The 15,219-nt window shown below is 71.8% G+C and carries 15 protein-coding genes; 12 read left to right on the forward strand and 3 right to left on the reverse strand.

Going from position 1 to position 15,219, the window contains the following annotated elements; genetic code table 11:
• Positions 1 to 32 precede the first annotated feature (32 nt).
• From iolC to ASL10_RS03410, 9 genes are all read left to right on the forward strand, one after another.
• Positions 33 to 1,007 carry a 5-dehydro-2-deoxygluconokinase gene (iolC, locus tag ASL10_RS03370; protein ID WP_056044294.1) on the forward strand — a complete coding sequence of 325 codons (975 nt, stop codon included), beginning with the start codon at positions 33 to 35 and terminating at the stop codon, positions 1,005 to 1,007.
• Entirely contained in the window at positions 1,000 to 1,923 is a 924-nt protein-coding gene (locus tag ASL10_RS03375; protein ID WP_056044296.1) for a hypothetical protein, read from the forward strand. Before iolC ends, ASL10_RS03375 begins: the two co-directional genes overlap by 8 nt.
• Positions 1,920 to 3,452: a CoA-acylating methylmalonate-semialdehyde dehydrogenase gene (locus tag ASL10_RS03380; protein ID WP_056044299.1), complete on the forward strand. Its 1,533-nt coding sequence runs from the start codon at positions 1,920 to 1,922 to the stop codon at positions 3,450 to 3,452. The genes ASL10_RS03375 and ASL10_RS03380 overlap by 4 nt, the downstream gene beginning before the upstream one ends.
• Before the next feature lie 74 nt (positions 3,453 to 3,526).
• Positions 3,527 to 4,453, forward strand: a complete 927-nt coding sequence (gene iolB, locus ASL10_RS03385; protein ID WP_056044600.1) for a 5-deoxy-glucuronate isomerase — start codon at positions 3,527 to 3,529, stop codon at positions 4,451 to 4,453.
• Positions 4,450 to 6,348: a 3D-(3,5/4)-trihydroxycyclohexane-1,2-dione acylhydrolase (decyclizing) gene (gene iolD, locus ASL10_RS03390; RefSeq protein WP_056044302.1), complete on the forward strand. Its 1,899-nt coding sequence runs from the start codon at positions 4,450 to 4,452 to the stop codon at positions 6,346 to 6,348. Before iolB ends, iolD begins: the two co-directional genes overlap by 4 nt.
• Positions 6,349 to 6,392: 44 nt before the next feature.
• Positions 6,393 to 7,349: a sugar phosphate isomerase/epimerase gene (locus tag ASL10_RS03395; RefSeq protein WP_056044303.1), complete on the forward strand. Its 957-nt coding sequence runs from the start codon at positions 6,393 to 6,395 to the stop codon at positions 7,347 to 7,349.
• Between the two features lie 40 nt (positions 7,350 to 7,389).
• Positions 7,390 to 8,430: a Gfo/Idh/MocA family protein gene (locus ASL10_RS03400; protein WP_255350774.1), complete on the forward strand. Its 1,041-nt coding sequence runs from the start codon at positions 7,390 to 7,392 to the stop codon at positions 8,428 to 8,430.
• 18 nt (positions 8,431 to 8,448) lie between these two features.
• Complete coding sequence (locus ASL10_RS03405; RefSeq protein ID WP_056044604.1) at positions 8,449 to 9,327, forward strand: sugar phosphate isomerase/epimerase family protein; 879 nt, start codon at positions 8,449 to 8,451, stop codon at positions 9,325 to 9,327.
• 103 nt (positions 9,328 to 9,430) lie between these two features.
• A complete protein-coding gene (locus ASL10_RS03410) occupies positions 9,431 to 9,850 on the forward strand; it encodes a tautomerase family protein (RefSeq protein ID WP_056044305.1) in 420 nt (139 codons plus the stop codon).
• 69 nt (positions 9,851 to 9,919) lie between these two features.
• Here ASL10_RS03410 and ASL10_RS03415 read toward each other — a convergent pair whose 3' ends face one another.
• Together ASL10_RS03415 and ASL10_RS03420 are read right to left on the reverse strand one after the other, a co-directional pair.
• Positions 9,920 to 10,675, reverse strand: coding sequence for a GntR family transcriptional regulator (locus tag ASL10_RS03415; RefSeq protein ID WP_056044308.1), 756 nt, complete (start codon positions 10,673 to 10,675; stop codon positions 9,920 to 9,922).
• A gap of 102 nt (positions 10,676 to 10,777) precedes the next feature.
• Positions 10,778 to 11,263, reverse strand: coding sequence for a tetratricopeptide repeat protein (locus ASL10_RS03420; RefSeq protein ID WP_056044310.1), 486 nt, complete (start codon positions 11,261 to 11,263; stop codon positions 10,778 to 10,780).
• A gap of 192 nt (positions 11,264 to 11,455) precedes the next feature.
• Here ASL10_RS03420 and ASL10_RS03425 point away from each other — a divergent pair, with 192 nt between their 5' ends.
• From ASL10_RS03425 to ASL10_RS03435, 3 genes are all read left to right on the forward strand, one after another.
• Positions 11,456 to 11,983 carry an SgcJ/EcaC family oxidoreductase gene (locus tag ASL10_RS03425; protein WP_082460111.1) on the forward strand — a complete coding sequence of 176 codons (528 nt, stop codon included), beginning with the start codon at positions 11,456 to 11,458 and terminating at the stop codon, positions 11,981 to 11,983.
• Between the two features lie 89 nt (positions 11,984 to 12,072).
• Positions 12,073 to 12,741: a response regulator transcription factor gene (locus ASL10_RS03430; protein WP_235452357.1), complete on the forward strand. Its 669-nt coding sequence runs from the start codon at positions 12,073 to 12,075 to the stop codon at positions 12,739 to 12,741.
• Positions 12,731 to 14,197: a HAMP domain-containing sensor histidine kinase gene (locus tag ASL10_RS03435; RefSeq protein WP_056044317.1), complete on the forward strand. Its 1,467-nt coding sequence runs from the start codon at positions 12,731 to 12,733 to the stop codon at positions 14,195 to 14,197. The genes ASL10_RS03430 and ASL10_RS03435 overlap by 11 nt, the downstream gene beginning before the upstream one ends.
• A gap of 145 nt (positions 14,198 to 14,342) precedes the next feature.
• Here ASL10_RS03435 and ASL10_RS03440 read toward each other — a convergent pair whose 3' ends face one another.
• Positions 14,343 to 15,164 (reverse strand): DUF4184 family protein, encoded by an 822-nt coding sequence (locus tag ASL10_RS03440; protein ID WP_056044319.1) that lies wholly within the window; start codon positions 15,162 to 15,164, stop codon positions 14,343 to 14,345.
• Between the last annotated feature and the right edge of the window lie 55 nt (positions 15,165 to 15,219).

Below are 15,219 nucleotides of genomic sequence, written 5' to 3' on the forward strand. Positions count from 1 at the left end.
GCACGCCACGCTCTCGAGAGGACGACCACGTCATGACCGACCACACCGACAACGACACCGCTCCGTACGACGTCCTCACCATGGGCCGCGTGGGCGTCGACATCTACCCGCAGCAGTCCGGCGTCCCGCTCGAAGAGGTCGAGACCTTCAGCAAATCCGTCGGTGGCAGCGCGACCAACGTCGCCATCGCGGCCGCCCGTCACGGCCGGCGGTCCGCGGTGGTCACCCGCACCGGCGACGATCCCTTCGGTCGCTACATCGTCCGAGAGCTCGAGCGGCTCGGCGTCTCGACCCGGCTCGTCTCGACCGTCGACGGGCTCAACACCCCCGTCACGTTCTGCGAGATCTTCCCGCCCGACGACTTCCCGCTGTACTTCTACCGGCAGCCGAAGGCACCCGACCTCATGATCACCGCGGGCTCGCTCGACCTCGCCGCCGTCGAGAAGGCCACGGTCTTCTGGGCCACGGTCACCGGCCTCAGCGAAGAACCGAGCAGACAGGCGCATCACGTGGCCTGGCAGGCCCGGGGTCGTCGGCCCCTGACCATCCTCGACCTGGACTACCGCCCCATGTTCTGGAAGAGCCCGGAGGTCGCCACCCGAGAGGTCGGCCGCGCTCTCGAGCACGTCACCGTCGCCGTCGGCAACCGCGAAGAGTGCGAGATCGCCGTCGGCGAGACCGAGCCCGAGCGGGCGGCCGACGCCCTCCTCGACCGGGGCGTCGAACTCGCCGTCGTCAAGCAGGGCCCCAAGGGCGTCCTCGCCAAGACGCGTGACGAGCGGATCGAGGTGCCGGCGCACGTCGTCCAGGTCATCAACGGCCTGGGGTCGGGCGACGGGTTCGGGGGCGCCCTCTGCCACGGCCTGATCGAGGGGTGGTCGCTCGATCGCACCCTGCGCTTCGCCAACGCGGCCGGCGGCATCGTCGCCACCCGGTTCGAGTGCTCCACCGCCATGCCCACCACCGCCGAGGTCGAGGCCGTCCTCCAGGAGGCGCACCATGTCTGATCGCATCGCCCCGGTCCTCGACTTCGAGCGCCTCCGAACCCTCCGGGCCGCCGAGCCGCACCGGGTGGCCGAGATCCTCGCCGCCCGGACGCGACCCGCACCGCTGGGTGCGGACGGACGCCTCTTCATCGTCGCGGCGGACCACCCCGCCCGGGGTGCCCTCGGCGTCCGAGGCGACTCGAGCGCCATGGCCGACCGGTACGACCTCCTCCGTCGCCTGGTCGTCGCCCTCGGCCGACCCGGCGTCGACGGGGTGCTCGGGACGCCCGACATCCTCGAGGACCTCGCCCTGCTCGGCGCGCTCGACGGCAAGGTCGTCGTCGGCAGCATGAACCGCGGTGGTCTCCAGGGCGCCACGTTCGAGCTGGACGACCGGTTCACCGCGTACTCGGCCGCGTCGATCGCCGACTCCCGGTTCGACTTCGCCAAGCTGCTCGTGCGCGTCGCCCTCGACGACCCCGGCACGGCCTCCACGCTGGCCGCGACGGCACGCGCGGTGACCGAGTCGGCCAGGCTGCGCCTCCCGATCATGCTCGAGCCCTTCATGAGTTCGTGGGTCGACGGACGGGTGACGAACGACCTGACGGCCGACGCCGTCATCAAGTCGGTCGCCATCGCGTCGGGCCTGGGCGAATCCTCCGCCTACAGCTGGCTCAAGCTGCCCGTCGTCGACGACATGGAACGCGTCATGGCGGCGACGACCCTGCCCACCCTGCTGCTGGGCGGTGACCCCGCCGTCGACCCGGCCGACACCTACGCCCGCTGGGCCGCGGCCCTCGCGCTCCCGGGCGTCCGTGGGCTCGTCGTCGGGCGCACCCTGCTCTACCCGAGCGACGACGACGTCGCCGCAGCCGTGGACCACGCGGCCGGGCTCGTCCACCCACCCTCGACCACGAACGGATCGGCAGAACGATGACCAGCACCACCAGCACGCACACCGGCACCACCGCCACCGATCGCCCCCTGGTCGCGCACTGGATCGACAACGTCGAGGTGCCCGGCACGAGCGGCCGCACCGCGCCCGTCTACGACCCGGCCCTCGGCGTCGCGACGAAGGACGTCTCGCTCGCCGACGCCTCCGAGATCGAGGCCGCCGTCGCCTCGGCCCACCGCGCGTTCCCCGCCTGGCGCGACCTCTCGATCACGAAGCGCCAGCAGATCATGTTCCGTTTCCGTGAGCTGCTCAACGAGCGCAAGGGCGAGCTCGCCGAGATCCTCACGAGCGAGCACGGCAAGGTGTTGAGCGACGCCCTCGGCGAGATCACCCGCGGCCTCGAGGTCGTCGAGTTGGCGACCGGGTTCCCCCACCTGATCAAGGGCGAGTTCTCGCAGCAGGTGTCCACCGGGGTCGACGTGTACTCGACCAAGGCGCCCCTCGGCGTGGTCGGCGTCATCAGTCCCTTCAACTTCCCGGCCATGGTGCCGATGTGGTTCTTCCCGATCGCGATCGCGGTCGGCAACACCGTCGTGTTGAAGCCGTCCGAGAAAGACCCGTCCAGTGCCATGTTCCTCGCCCGCCTCTTCGCCGAGGCCGGCTTGCCCGAGGGCGTGTTCAACGTCCTCCACGGCGACAAGGAGGCCGTCGACGGCCTGCTCGAGCACCCCGACGTGAAGGCCATTTCGTTCGTCGGGTCGACGCCCATCGCCCGGTACATCTACGAGACCGCCGCCCGGCACGGCAAGCGCGTCCAGGCCCTCGGCGGTGCCAAGAACCACATGCTCGTCCTGCCCGACGCCGACCTCGACCTCGTCGCCGACAGTGCGATCAACGCCGGATTCGGCTCGGCGGGCGAGCGCTGCATGGCGATCAGCGTGGTCGTCGCGGTCGAACCCGTGGCCGACGAACTGATCGAGAAGATCACCTCACGCATGGCCGGCCTCACCGTCGGCGACGGTCGCCGCAGCTGCGACATGGGCCCTCTCGTCACCGAGCAGCACCGGGACAAGGTCGCGAGCTACATCGACATCGCCCTCGCCGACGGAGCCGACGTCGTCGTCGACGGCCGGGGCGTCGAGGTCGACGGTGAGGCCGACGGCTTCTGGCTCGGGCCCACCCTGATCGACAAGGTGCCGCTCACCAGCCGCGTCTACACCGAAGAGATCTTCGGGCCGGTGCTGTCGATCGTGCGCGTCGCGTCGTACGACGAGGGCGTCGCCCTCATCAACGCCGGTGCCTACGGCAACGGAACGGCGATCTTCACCAACGACGGAGGCGCGGCGCGGCGTTTCCAGGCAGAGATCGAGGTCGGCATGATCGGCATCAACGTGCCCATCCCGGTGCCCGTCGCGTACTACTCGTTCGGCGGCTTCAAGGACAGCATCTTCGGTTCGGACAAGGCCTACGGACTTCAGGGCTTCGAGTTCTACACCCGCGAGAAGGCGATCACGTCGCGCTGGCTGGACCCCAGCCACGGCGGCGTCGACCTGGGCTTCCCCCAGAACTGACCGCCCGCCCGATCTGTCCCCAGGCAGTACCCCCGTGGCCCCCGGGCCGCCCGCTCGATGATGAGGTGGACGACATGAACGACGACCCCCGCTGGTTCTTCCCCCGCGGCGACCTGACCCGCGACGGCTGGCAGACCGTCGTCGACGGCGACTTCGACGGTTGGCAGCACACCGGCCTGCGTGTCGGCGAGCTCGGTGACGGTGTCTCGTTGCCCCTCGCCGCCGGTGGGGTCGAGCGCATGGTGGTGCCGCTGGTCGGCGACGTCGTGGTCGAGTGGAGTGATGGCCGAGGTGGGTCGGGCACCGTCGAGCTCGCCGGGCGGGCGTCCGTCTTCGACGGGCCGGCCGACGTCGCCTACCTCGGCGTCCGGACGGAGGCGGTGGTCACCGGGCGCGGTCGGGTCGCGATCGCCGAGGCACCCGCCGACCAGGTGCTCGACGTGCAGGTGCTCCGTCGTGACGACATCCCCGTCGAGATCCGCGGAGCCGGTCGATCGACCCGCCAGGTGCACAACTTCGGCACCCCGGACGGGTTGCACGCCCAGAAGCTCATCGTGTGCGAGGTCGTGACGCCCGCCGAGAACTGGTCGTCGTACCCTCCGCACAAGCACGACGACGGGGTGCCCGGTACCGAGTCCCGCCTCGAAGAGATCTACTACTTCGAATCCGCCGTCGGCCGCGGCCTCGACGCCCCCTCGCAGGCCGACCCGTTCGGCATGTTCGCCACCTACAGCTCACCCGCGGGGCAGATCGACGTGAACGCCCTCGTCCGCACCGGCGACGTCGCCCTCGTCCCCTACGGGTACCACGGCCCCGCCGTCGCCGCCCCGGGCTACGACCTCTACTACCTCAACGTCATGGCGGGGCCCGACCCCGAGCGCGCCTGGCTGATCACCGACGACCCCGCCCACGGGTGGGTCCGAGCCGGCTGGGAATCCCAGGCCCCCGACCCTCGGCTGCCCTACCTCCCCACCGCACCCTCGAAAGGACCGCGTCGATGACGACGAAGAGACTCACCGTCGGCCAGGCACTCGTCGAGTTCCTCGCCAACCAGTGGACCGTCGACGGCGACGTGCGAGAGCGCACGATCCCGGGCATGTTCGGCATCTTCGGCCACGGCAACGTGGCCGGGGTCGGCCAGGCGCTCAAGCAGTACCACGTGGACCGCCCGGGGCTCATGCCGTACCTGCAGGCCCGCAACGAACAGGCGATGGTCCACCAGGCCGTGGGCTACGCCCGCATGCACCGGAGGCGCGCGACCTACGCCAGCACCGCCTCCGTCGGTCCCGGTGCCGCCAACATGCTCACCGCGGCCGCGCTCGCGACGACGAACCGGCTGCCGGCCCTGCTGTTGCCGAGCGACACCTTCGCCACCCGGGTCAGCGACCCGGTGCTGCAGCAGATCGAGCTGCCCCACGACACGTCCCTGCAGGTGACCGACGCGTTCCGGCCGCTGTCGCGGTTCTTCGACCGCGTCGACCGGCCCGAGCAGCTCTTCTCGATCGCGCTCGCCGCGATGCGCGTGCTGACCGACCCGGCCGAGACCGGCGCCGTCACGATCGCCCTGCCCGAGGACGTCCAGGCCGAGTGGCTCGACGTGCCCGACGAGTTCCTGCAACCCCGCGAGTGGCACGTCAGGCGCCCCGTCCCCGAGCGAGGACCGCTCGAACGCGCCGTCGCCGCCATCAAGGCCGCGAAGCGCCCCGTCGTCGTCGCCGGCGGCGGAGTCCTCTACTCGGGCGCCGAGCAGCAGCTCGACGCCTTCGCCCGGGCGACCGGCATCCCCGTCGGCACGACGCAGGCCGGCGGAGGGTCCCTCGCCTGGGACCACCCGCAGTACCTCGGGGGCATCGGTGCCACCGGCACGACGGCCGCGAACCGCATCGCCGCCGAGGCGGACCTCGTCATCGGCATCGGCACGCGGTACAGCGACTTCACCACCGCCTCCCGGACGGCCTTCCAGGACTCCGACGTGCGGTTCGTCAACGTCAACGTGACGTCGTTCGACGCCTACAAGCACGGCTCGCAACTGCCCGTCGTCGCCGACGCCCGCGAGACGCTCGACGCCCTCGCCGAGGCGCTCGCCGGGCACCGGGTACCCGACGAGCACGCCGCTCGCGTGGCCACCGAGAAGGCGAGCTGGGACGCCCTCGTCGACGAGGCCTTCCAGCCGTCCGGGCTGGCCCTGCCCGGCCAGCCCGAGATCATCGGCGCCGTCCAGGCGGCCAGCGACCCCACCGACGTCGTGGTCCAGGCGGCCGGGTCGTTGCCCGGCGACCTGCACAAGCTGTGGCGGGTGCGCGACGCGCTCGGCTACCACGTCGAGTACGCGTTCTCGTGCATGGGCTACGAGATCGCCGGTGGCCTCGGCGTCAAGAGGGGTGCCCCCGACCGCGACGTCATCGTCATGGTCGGTGACGGCTCGTACCTCATGCTGCACACCGAGCTGGTCACCGCCGTCGCCGAGGGCATCAAGATCATCGTGGTGCTCGTCCAGAACCACGGCTACGCCTCGATCGGCCACCTCTCCGAGACCGTCGGGGCCGAACGCTTCGGCACGCTCTACCGCAAGCTCGATCCCGACTCCCTCGACTTCCAGGGCACCGAGGTGCTGCCGGTCGACCTCGCGATGAACGCCCGCAGCTACGGGCTCGACGTCGTCGAGGTGGAACCGACGCCGAACGCGGTCGCCGACCTCTCCGCAGCCCTCACCGCGGCCAAGGCGTCGTCGACGAGCACGCTCATCCACGTGAACAGCGATCCGCTCGTGTACGCCCCGGACGGCGAGGGCTGGTGGGACGTGCCGGTCGCGCAGGTCTCGACCCTCGACAGCACCGAGGCCGCCCTGGCCGACTACCGCGAGCAGCGGGCCGCGCAGCGCCCGCTGCTCGGCTGACACCGCCACACCTCACCCGCACCCTCTCGAAAGGCACCGCCGCCATGACCGACACCGTCACCGACCCCGACGCCACGCCCACCGGCCCGGGCGGGCGCGGGCTCCGCATCGGGACCGCACCCGACTCGTGGGGCGTCTGGTTCCCCGAGCACCCCGGTCAGATCCCCTGGCCGCGGTTCCTCGACGAGGTGCAGCAGGCGGGCTACCACTGGATCGAACTGGGCCCCTACGGGTACCTGCCGACCGACCCCCACCAGCTCGAGGACGAGCTCGGTCGGCGCGACCTGAAGCTCTCGGCGGGGACGGTCTTCACCGGGTTCCACAAGAGTGACGACCAGTGGCGACGCGCCTGGGACCAAGCGCTCGCCGTCGCAGGCCTCGCCTCGGAGCTCGGTGCCGAGCACCTCGTCGTCATCCCCGACCTCTGGCGCAGCGACGCCACGAGCGAGGTCCTCGAGGCCCGTACGCTCACCGACGACCAGTGGGCGGCGCTCGGCGCCGGCCACGACAAGCTCGGCAAGGCGCTCCTCGAAGAATTCGGCGTCAAGCAGCAGTTCCACACCCACGCGGACAGCCACGTCGGCACGTACCGAGAGACCGAGCGGTTCCTGGCCGAGACCGACGTGCGCTACACGAACCTGTGCCTCGACACCGGGCACTTCGCCTACTACGGCGGTGACTCCGTGCGCCTCGTCGAGGAGTACCCCGACCGCATCGGTTACCTGCACCTCAAGCAGGTCGACTCCGACCTGCGGTTCACCGTGCTCAAGAACGACGTGCCCTTCGGGGACGCGGTCGCGCAGGGGGTCATGGTCGAGCCGCCCCGAGGCGTACCCGAGCTGGCCCCGGTGCTCGACGCGGTCAGTCGCATCGACCCCGAGATCTTCGCCATCGTCGAGCAGGACATGTTCCCGGTCGAATCGTTCGACCTGCCCCTCGGGATCGCGACCCGCACGCGTGAGCACATCATGAGCTGCTCGCCTCGCTCCCGTCTCGTCTGACGTCCCGCCGCTGACACCCCCGCCCCGAAGGAGAACACCCGTGACCACCACAACCCCCGACCTCCGCGTCGCCGTCGTCGGTGCCGGCATGATGGGCGCCGACCACGTCGCCCGCATCACGTCCACCATCAGCGGGGCCACCGTCGTCGCCGTCGTCGACCCCGACACCGCTCGTGCCGACGCCGCGGCGGCGACCGCCCCCGGCGCGATCACCGCGGCCGACTTCGACGAGGCGCTCGCCGCCACCGAGATCGACGCCGTCATCATCGCCACCCCGGGCTTCCTCCACGAAGCCGTCCTCCTCCCCGCACTCGACCGCGGGCTGGCGATCCTCTGCGAGAAGCCCCTCACCACGGACGAGGCCGCCTCGCTCCGCGTGCTCGAGGCCGAGCAGAAGCTCGACCGGCCGCACATCCAGGTCGGCTTCATGCGTCGCTTCGACCAGGGGTACCGAGACCTCCGGGCCCTCGTCGCGTCCGGCGAGCACGGTGCCCTGCTCGCGCTGCACTGCGCCCACCGCAACGCCACGACCCCGCCGAGCTACTCAGAAGAGATGCTCATCCTCGACTCCGTCATCCACGAGATCGACGCCGTCCCCTTCATCGCCGGTGAGCCGATCGTCGCGGTCGAGGTCAAGAAGCCTCGCCGCAACTCGCTCGCGCCAGAGGGGCTCCGAGAGCCGCAGTTCGTGATCCTCGAGACCGAGTCGGGCACGATGGCGATCGTCGAGATCAACGTCAACGTCCAGTTCGGATACCAGGTCACCACGGACGCCGTCTTCGAGAGCGGCGTCGCCTCCATCGGGCGCGAGACCGGGCTCCAGCTCACCACGGCCGCCCGGTCGGCCGTGGCCGTGCCGCCGACGTTCAAGGAGCGCTTCGGCGCCGCCTACGACACGCAGGTGCAGCGCTGGGTCGACGCCGCGCACCGCGGCACCATCGACGGTCCGAGCGCCTGGGACGGCTACCTGGCGAGCGTCGTCGCCACCGCCGGCGTCGAGGCCCAGAAGACCGGTCGGCGCGTCGAGGTCGACTACGCGATGCCCAAGCCGTCGTTCTACGACCTGCCCGGCGTCGTCTAGCCGGGGGAGTGACCGATGGTGAAGATCGCCCTCGACCCCACCCCGCTGCACCACAGCCACTCGCTGCTCGAACTGCCCGCCAAGGTCGCCGAACTGGGCTACGACCACCTGCAGTTGACCCCGCACCGCGACTTCATCCCGTTCTTCCGGCACCCGAAGGCCGACGACGACCTCGTCGACGCCTTCGCGGCGGCGTGTCGAGAGGCACGCGTGGAGATCGCGTCCGTCCTGCCCGTCCTGCGCTGGTCCGGTCCCGACGAGGAGTCCCGTCGGGCCGCCGTCAAGCACTGGAAGCGCGTGATCGAGATCACCGCCCGCCTCGGCGTCGAGGTGATCAACACCGAGTTCAGTGGTCGTCCCGAGCTGTCCGAAGAATCCGAGCGTCAGTTCTACTGGTCGATGGAAGAGTTGCTGCCCGTCCTCGAACGCGAGGGCATCCGCGTGTTCATCGACCCGCACCCGGACGACTTCGTCGAGGACGGACTCGAGGCCCTCCGGGTCATCCGCGGCCTCAACACGAAGCAGGTCGGTCTCGCCTACGTCGCGTGCCACACCTTCCACTACGGCGGCGACATGGCCGGGATCATGGCCGCCGCGGGGCAGTCACTCGGCCTCGTCCACATCGCCGACACGTTCGACCACCGCCGCTCGCACGGGCTGAGGTACATCAGCAATCCGCCCGGCAACGCGGCCCGCGTCCACCAGCACCTGAAGATCGGGGACGGTGACGTCGACTGGGACGGCTTCTTCGGCGGCCTGCAGGGGCTGGGCTTCTTCGATCGCGACGACACGATCGCCGTCTCGAGCGTCTTCGCCGAGGACGAAGCCGTCGACGGCGTCAGTCGCTACCAACGAGAGCAGATCCTGGCGCGCATCGACGCCGCGTCACGCGCCTGAGCCGCCGATCCGCCCGGCCCCTGCGGCACCTGCGGCACCTGCGGCCCCTGCGGCACCCGCGGCACCTGACCATCCCCGACCACACCCGACGAAAGAAGAGCCCATGCCCCTCGTCCGCATCGACCTCCTGCCCGGTCGCAGCCCCGATCAGATCACCGCGATCGCCGACGCCGTCCACGACGCGATCGTCGACGTCTACGGCATCCCGCCTCGCGACCGCTTCCAGGTGATCAACGAACTGCCGGCCGGTCGCATCATCGCCCAGGACGCCGGGCTCGGCTTCGAACGCTCCGGCGGAGTCGTGATGATCCAGATCTTCACCCAGCGGGGACGCACCGACGACGCGAAACAGGCCCTGTACGCCCGCATCGCCTCAGGCCTCGAGGCCGTGGGCGTGGCCGGCGAGGACGTCTTCATCGGCTACGTCGAGAACGGTCCGCAGGACTGGTCGTTCGGCTTCGGGGTGGCCCAGTACGTGACCGGTGAACTGACGGTGCCCTCGGCCGCGGGACAGGCCGGCTGAGCGGCAGGGTCCCGGACCGCGCAACCGCTGACGCCCGCCGTCGGGTGCGCGGCGCGCGGTGCCCGGCGGCTACTTGTCGACGAGGGTGATCGAGAACGAGTAGAGGTCGGGCCGGTAGCAGTGGTGCCCGACCTCGACGGCCCGACCCGACGCGTCGTAGGCCGTGCGGGTCATGGTCAGCACGGCCCCGCGCGGCTCGATCTCGAGCAGCTGGGCCTCGTCGGCGTGGGCGGCCCGGGCCCCGATCCGCTGCTTCGCCACCCGGATGGTGACGCCGAGGGCCCGGAGCAGTTGGTACAGGCCCTGGGCGGCGAGGTCGGCGTCCGAGAACGGAGCGAGGTCGAGGGGCAGGTAGTTCTCGAGCACCGCGACGGGGACACCGTCCGCCAGGCGGAGGCGCCGCACGTGGCTGACGCGGTCGCCGACCTCGATGCCGAGAGCCAGGGCGGTCTTCTCGTCGGCCGCGACGACCTGATGGGCGAGCAGACGTGTCGTCGGGGCCTTGCCGCTGTCGGTCAGGTCTTCGAACAGGCTGGTCAGCTCGACGTTGCGGGTCACGGGTCCGTGGACGACCTGGGTGCCGATCCCGCGCCTCCGGACGACGAGCCCCTTGTCGACCAGCTCCTGGATGGCTCGCCGGACGGTGGGCCTCGACAGGCCGAGACGTTCGCCGAGTCCGACCTCGTTCTCGAGCCGAGCGCCCGCCGGCAGCTGGCCCCCGAGGATCGCCGCCTCGAGCCGCGTGGACATCTGGAACCACAACGGGATGGGGCTGCTGCGGTCGAGGTCGGCGAAGTGGTCGGCCGGAAGCTTCGCGTCGGTCATGTGGTCCCCTCAGCCGAACGTATGTCGTGACAACCTTACGGGCGGCACGGGCCGGTGGCCATCTCGGCGCCGGGTCGGTGCCTCGGCCGGTCCGTGGACGGGTCAGTCCCCGGTGAGCGCGGCCGCGTAGGCGCGGACCGAGCGGTGGTAGCGGGGGAGGGTCGGCTCGACGGCCTCGATCGCGACCCGCAGGGCCTCGTCGGAGCGGCCGGCGCTGTGCAGGGCGAGCGCGAGGAAGACCCTCGGCGCGGCTCCGGTGGCGGGGTGCTCGGGAGCGTCGCGCAGCATGGCGATGGCCTCGTCGACCCGGCCGAGGTTGCGCAGCGTCGAGGCGTGCTGCACGACCATCTGCGCAGCCCGGGTCGGGTCGACGGCGTCGAGACCGGCCTCGGTCGCCGCCGCATAGTGCACGTGGGCCTCGGCCTCGCGGCCCCCGGAGTCGTGCGCACCCCCGAGTTCGAACTCGCCCAGCGCAGGGTGCGGAGCGTCGGCGGCGAGGGCCGCCATGCGCTCGATGCGCTGCTCGTCGTCGACGGTCTCGTCGGCCCAGAGGGCGGCGACGCGGTCTTCCCAGGCATCGGTGCTCATGGGGCCACGGTAGCGGGCGGGGTGAGCCGCGCCCCCTCGGCGTGAGCCGCGTCTCCTCCCCAGCGACACCCGACCGGGATCTTGTCCCCGCGTTGACCTCCTGCTGACCGAGTGCTGACGGGCCTCTCGAGAGGCTTGATCCACCGCACACCACGGGCCGGCACACCGGCCCCCTAGCGAAGGAACACGCACATGACCCGCCGCCGAATCGCCCTCCCCGTCATCGCCGTCTCCGCCGCCGCCGTCCTCGGCATCACGGGCTTCACGGCCGCGACCGCCGCCGCCCCCGACCCGGCCCGCGACTCGTCGTCGGCCAAGAAGACACCCCCGACGGCCGACGCCCCGACCGAGGCCGAGGTCCAGGCCCTCTTCGACGACTGGAACGCCTCACTCGCCACCGGTGACCCCACCCAGGTCGCCGAGCACTACGCCGACGACGCGGTCCTGCTGCCGACGGTCTCGCCCGGCATCCACGACACCCCCGCCGAGCGCCTCGAGTACTTCGAGGGCTTCCTGCTCAACGAACCGCAGGGCGAGATCACCGAGAGCGTCGTCCGCGACCTCGGCGACGGTTACGTCTCGCACTCCGGCCTCTACACGTTCACGATGGGTGCGAGCGGCGACGTGGTGCCGGCCCGGTTCACGTTCGTCTACGCCGAGGACGACGGCGAGTGGCAGATCGTCGAGCACCACTCGTCGAAGGAGCCGGTGAAGGGCTAGGCGACCGTGGCACGTCGGCCGGGGCGCGCCTCCTGCGTTCGCCGTCCGTCCAGTCGAGGGTGAGATCGTCGACCGTGCTCGTTCTGCTCGTGGAAGACGATCCCGCCATCGCCGCCTCGCTCCGCGAGGGCCTCGCTCGCTTCGGCTACGACGTCGAGTGGGTGACGACCGGGGGCGAGGCGCTCGACGCCGACCCACCCGGCGTCGTCCTGCTCGACCTCGGCCTGCCCGACATGGACGGCCTCGACGTCTGCCGGCGGCTCCGAGCCCGGTCGAACGTGCCGATCATCGTCATCACCGCCCGAGGTGACGAGGTCGACACCGTCGCCGGGCTCGAGGTCGGTGCCGACGACTACGTCGCGAAACCGTTCGGCGTCCGCGAGATCGTGGCACGCATCCGCGCGGTGACCCGGCGCCACGCGGGCGACGCGACGGCCGAGGCCACCGAACCCGCGCCTCCTGCCGTGGCCCTCGGCGCCGTGAGCGTCGACGTCGCGGCGAGGCGGGTGCGCCGACACGACGCCGAGGTCGCCCTCGCGCCGAAGGAGTTCGACCTGCTCGTCGCCCTGACCCGTCGCGTCGGGTCGGTCGTCACCCGCGAGGCGCGGATCGACGAGGTCTGGGACAGCCACTGGTTCGGATCGACGCGCACCCTCGACGTGCACGTGTCGGCCCTGCGGCAGAAGCTCGGGCCCGAGATCGCCATCACGACCGTGCGCGGGGTCGGGTTCCGGTTGGAGCACGCCGATGCGCCGTAGGCTCATCGCCTCGTACCTCGTGATCGTCGGGCTCGCCCTCGTCGCCTTCACCGTGCCGGTCGGCCTTCAGTTGACCGACCTGCTGCGCAGCGATCAACGCGAGGTGGCCCTGCGCGAGGCACGCACCATCGCCGTCCTGCTCGCCACCGCCACCGAAGCGGACGACGCCACGGCCCGCGGCGCCCGGGTGGCGCTGCTGCAGCTGCGCGACGAGATGGAGGAGCAGACCGACGGCCGTGTCGAGCTGATCGAGGTCGACCGGTCACCCGCCCTCGGTCGGCCGGTCGTCGGGGCGGACGACGACGACTTCGGTGCCGCCCTGTCGGGGCAGGAGCGCGTGCGGTCACTCGACGACTCCGTGCTCGGTGAGCGGGGCCTGCAGGTGACGGTGCCCGCGACGACCGACGACGGCCGGGTGGACGGCGCCGTCCGGGTCACGGTGCCCACGGCTCCGGTGGACGAGGAGGTGCGAGGCATCTGGCTCTTCCGGCTCGCGGCCGGTGTGGTCGTCCTGGTGCTCTCGGTGATCGCCAGCGCCGTCGTCGCCACGTCGCTGCTGCGCCCGCTGCGGTTGCTCGACGCGATGGCCGACCGCATCTCTCGCGGCGACCTCACCGCCCGCGCCGACCTCGACGCGATGGGCCCGCCCGAGATGCGTCGTCTCGCGAGCACCCTGAACGACGGCACCCGACGCATCGAGGTGCTGCTCTCGGCCCAGCGGGCCTTCACCGCGGACGCGTCGCACCAGCTCCGCACACCCCTCACCGCCCTGCGCCTCGGCCTCGAGAACCTGCAGGACCGGCTCGACGACCCCGCCGACGTGGCCGCCGTCGATCGCGCCCTGAGCGAGTCCGGTCGGCTGAGCCGGCTCGTCTCTGACCTGCTCGTGCTCGCCCGCAGCCAGGGCGCCTCGGCCACACCGGTACCCGTCGACGTCGGTGCGGTCCTGGAGGCGCGGGCCGAGGTCTGGTCGTCGTCGGCCGAGGACGTCGGGGCGCGGATCGTGGTGGAGCTCGGGGGACCGGGGCTCGGCGGGCCGGGGTCGCGCGGGCCGGGGTTGGTCGGGCCAGGGTCGGGCGGGCCAGGGTTGGTCGCGCTGGCCTCGTCGGGGCAGCTCGAGCAGGCGCTCGACAACCTCATCGACAACGCGTTGCGGGTGTGCCCGACCGGCGAGGCGGTGACCCTGCGAGCGACGGCGCCTCCGGAGTCGGACGGGGTCCTCGTCGAGGTCATCGACCGCGGGCCCGGCATGTCGGCGGCCGACCGGGCCCGCGCGTTCGACCGCTTCTGGAGCACCACGCCGGGCGGTTCCGGCCTCGGACTCGCCATCGCCCGAGAACTCGTCCAGCACGACGGCGGATCGGTCGACCTGGTCGACACTCCCGGTGGCGGGCTGACCGCGCGGATCGTGCTGCCACGCGACATCGCCTCGACCGCGGGCGGCCGGGCCGGGTGAGCAGGGACGCAGGAGGCGCGGGTCGGCCGCCCCGCGCCTCCTGCGTCCCTGCTCGGTGCCGTCGCGGCCGCCAGTGCATGATCGGAGGGTAGCCCGGCCTCCTCGGGGGTCGCGGCGGCGGATGCAGGGGTGAAGGCCGACCGCGTCAGGCTCGTCGGGGGTGTGCGCGAGCGCGGATCAGGTGCACGGCGACGGCCGCGACGGCCGTCGCGACCAGGACGAGAGCGCCCGCGAGGGTGCCGGCGAAGAACGTGAACGACTTCACCGTGTGGACGTCGGTCGGCAGTCCCCGGGTCGAGGCGACGACCACGACGCCGGCGACGAGGGCCGCGATGAGCGAGACCCAGAAGGCGAGGCGGATCCGCCGGGTCGAGACGGTGGCCGGTCTGCTGCTCGGCGGCGCCGGCGGAGTGCGCCGGAGGTACCGGGCGGCGGCGATCGCCAGCACGACGAGCCCGCCGAGCGACGAGGCGTACTGCGCCCACTGCGTCCCGACCAGTGGCCCCCACCGTTCGGCCAGGGCCGGGACCAACGTGCTGCCGAACCGGTCCGGGTGCGTGAACGCGTCCCAGAGCACGTGGGTGACGACGCCGAGGACGAGGGCGAGGAGGGTCCACGGGGCGGTGCGGGCGAGTCCGGCCCCCGAGCCGGTGCCGGGGTCGCTCCCGTCGCCGGGCACGGGACCGTGCGAGTCCCACGACGTCGGCAGGCGCGATCCGATCGACGTCGGCAGCAGGGCCCGCGCCGCCGGCCGCAGCAGCACGCGCCAGACGAGGTACAGCAGCACCGCGACCGGCACCGAGAACAGCAGCAGGCTCGGGAACCCGTGGGTCTGCTCGTAGGTCACGCCGACGGGGAAGAACAGCGGCACGTCCGGCGCCATGGAGCCGACCGCGACCGCCCCGAACGGCAGGGGCGTGCGGAGGAACGGCAGGGCGACGACGGCATGGCTGGGGGTGAACGGCACACGCCATCGTGGCGACCGAGGGCCGGGGCCGGCATCCACCCGAGGGTTGAGAACG

Origin of the sequence: Frigoribacterium sp. Leaf8 (assembly GCF_001421165.1) — a bacterium.
Taxonomy (GTDB): domain Bacteria; phylum Actinomycetota; class Actinomycetes; order Actinomycetales; family Microbacteriaceae; genus Frigoribacterium.

Bases quoted from the DNA above. Each gene is read 5' to 3' on its own strand.
- ASL10_RS03395 (WP_056044303.1), top strand. From the start codon at position 6,393: ATGACCGACACCGTCACCGACCCCGACGCCACGCCCACCGGCCCGGGC.
- ASL10_RS03410 (WP_056044305.1), top strand. From the start codon at position 9,431: ATGCCCCTCGTCCGCATCGACCTCCTGCCCGGTCGCAGCCCCGATCAG.
- iolD (WP_056044302.1), top strand. From the start codon at position 4,450: ATGACGACGAAGAGACTCACCGTCGGCCAGGCACTCGTCGAGTTCCTC.
- ASL10_RS03380 (WP_056044299.1), top strand. From the start codon at position 1,920: ATGACCAGCACCACCAGCACGCACACCGGCACCACCGCCACCGATCGC.
- ASL10_RS03420 (WP_056044310.1), bottom strand. From the start codon at position 11,263: ATGAGCACCGATGCCTGGGAAGACCGCGTCGCCGCCCTCTGGGCCGAC.
- iolC (WP_056044294.1), top strand. From the start codon at position 33: ATGACCGACCACACCGACAACGACACCGCTCCGTACGACGTCCTCACC.
- ASL10_RS03375 (WP_056044296.1), top strand. From the start codon at position 1,000: ATGTCTGATCGCATCGCCCCGGTCCTCGACTTCGAGCGCCTCCGAACC.
- iolB (WP_056044600.1), top strand. From the start codon at position 3,527: ATGAACGACGACCCCCGCTGGTTCTTCCCCCGCGGCGACCTGACCCGC.
- ASL10_RS03435 (WP_056044317.1), top strand. From the start codon at position 12,731: ATGCGCCGTAGGCTCATCGCCTCGTACCTCGTGATCGTCGGGCTCGCC.
- ASL10_RS03425 (WP_082460111.1), top strand. From the start codon at position 11,456: ATGACCCGCCGCCGAATCGCCCTCCCCGTCATCGCCGTCTCCGCCGCC.
- ASL10_RS03415 (WP_056044308.1), bottom strand. From the start codon at position 10,675: ATGACCGACGCGAAGCTTCCGGCCGACCACTTCGCCGACCTCGACCGC.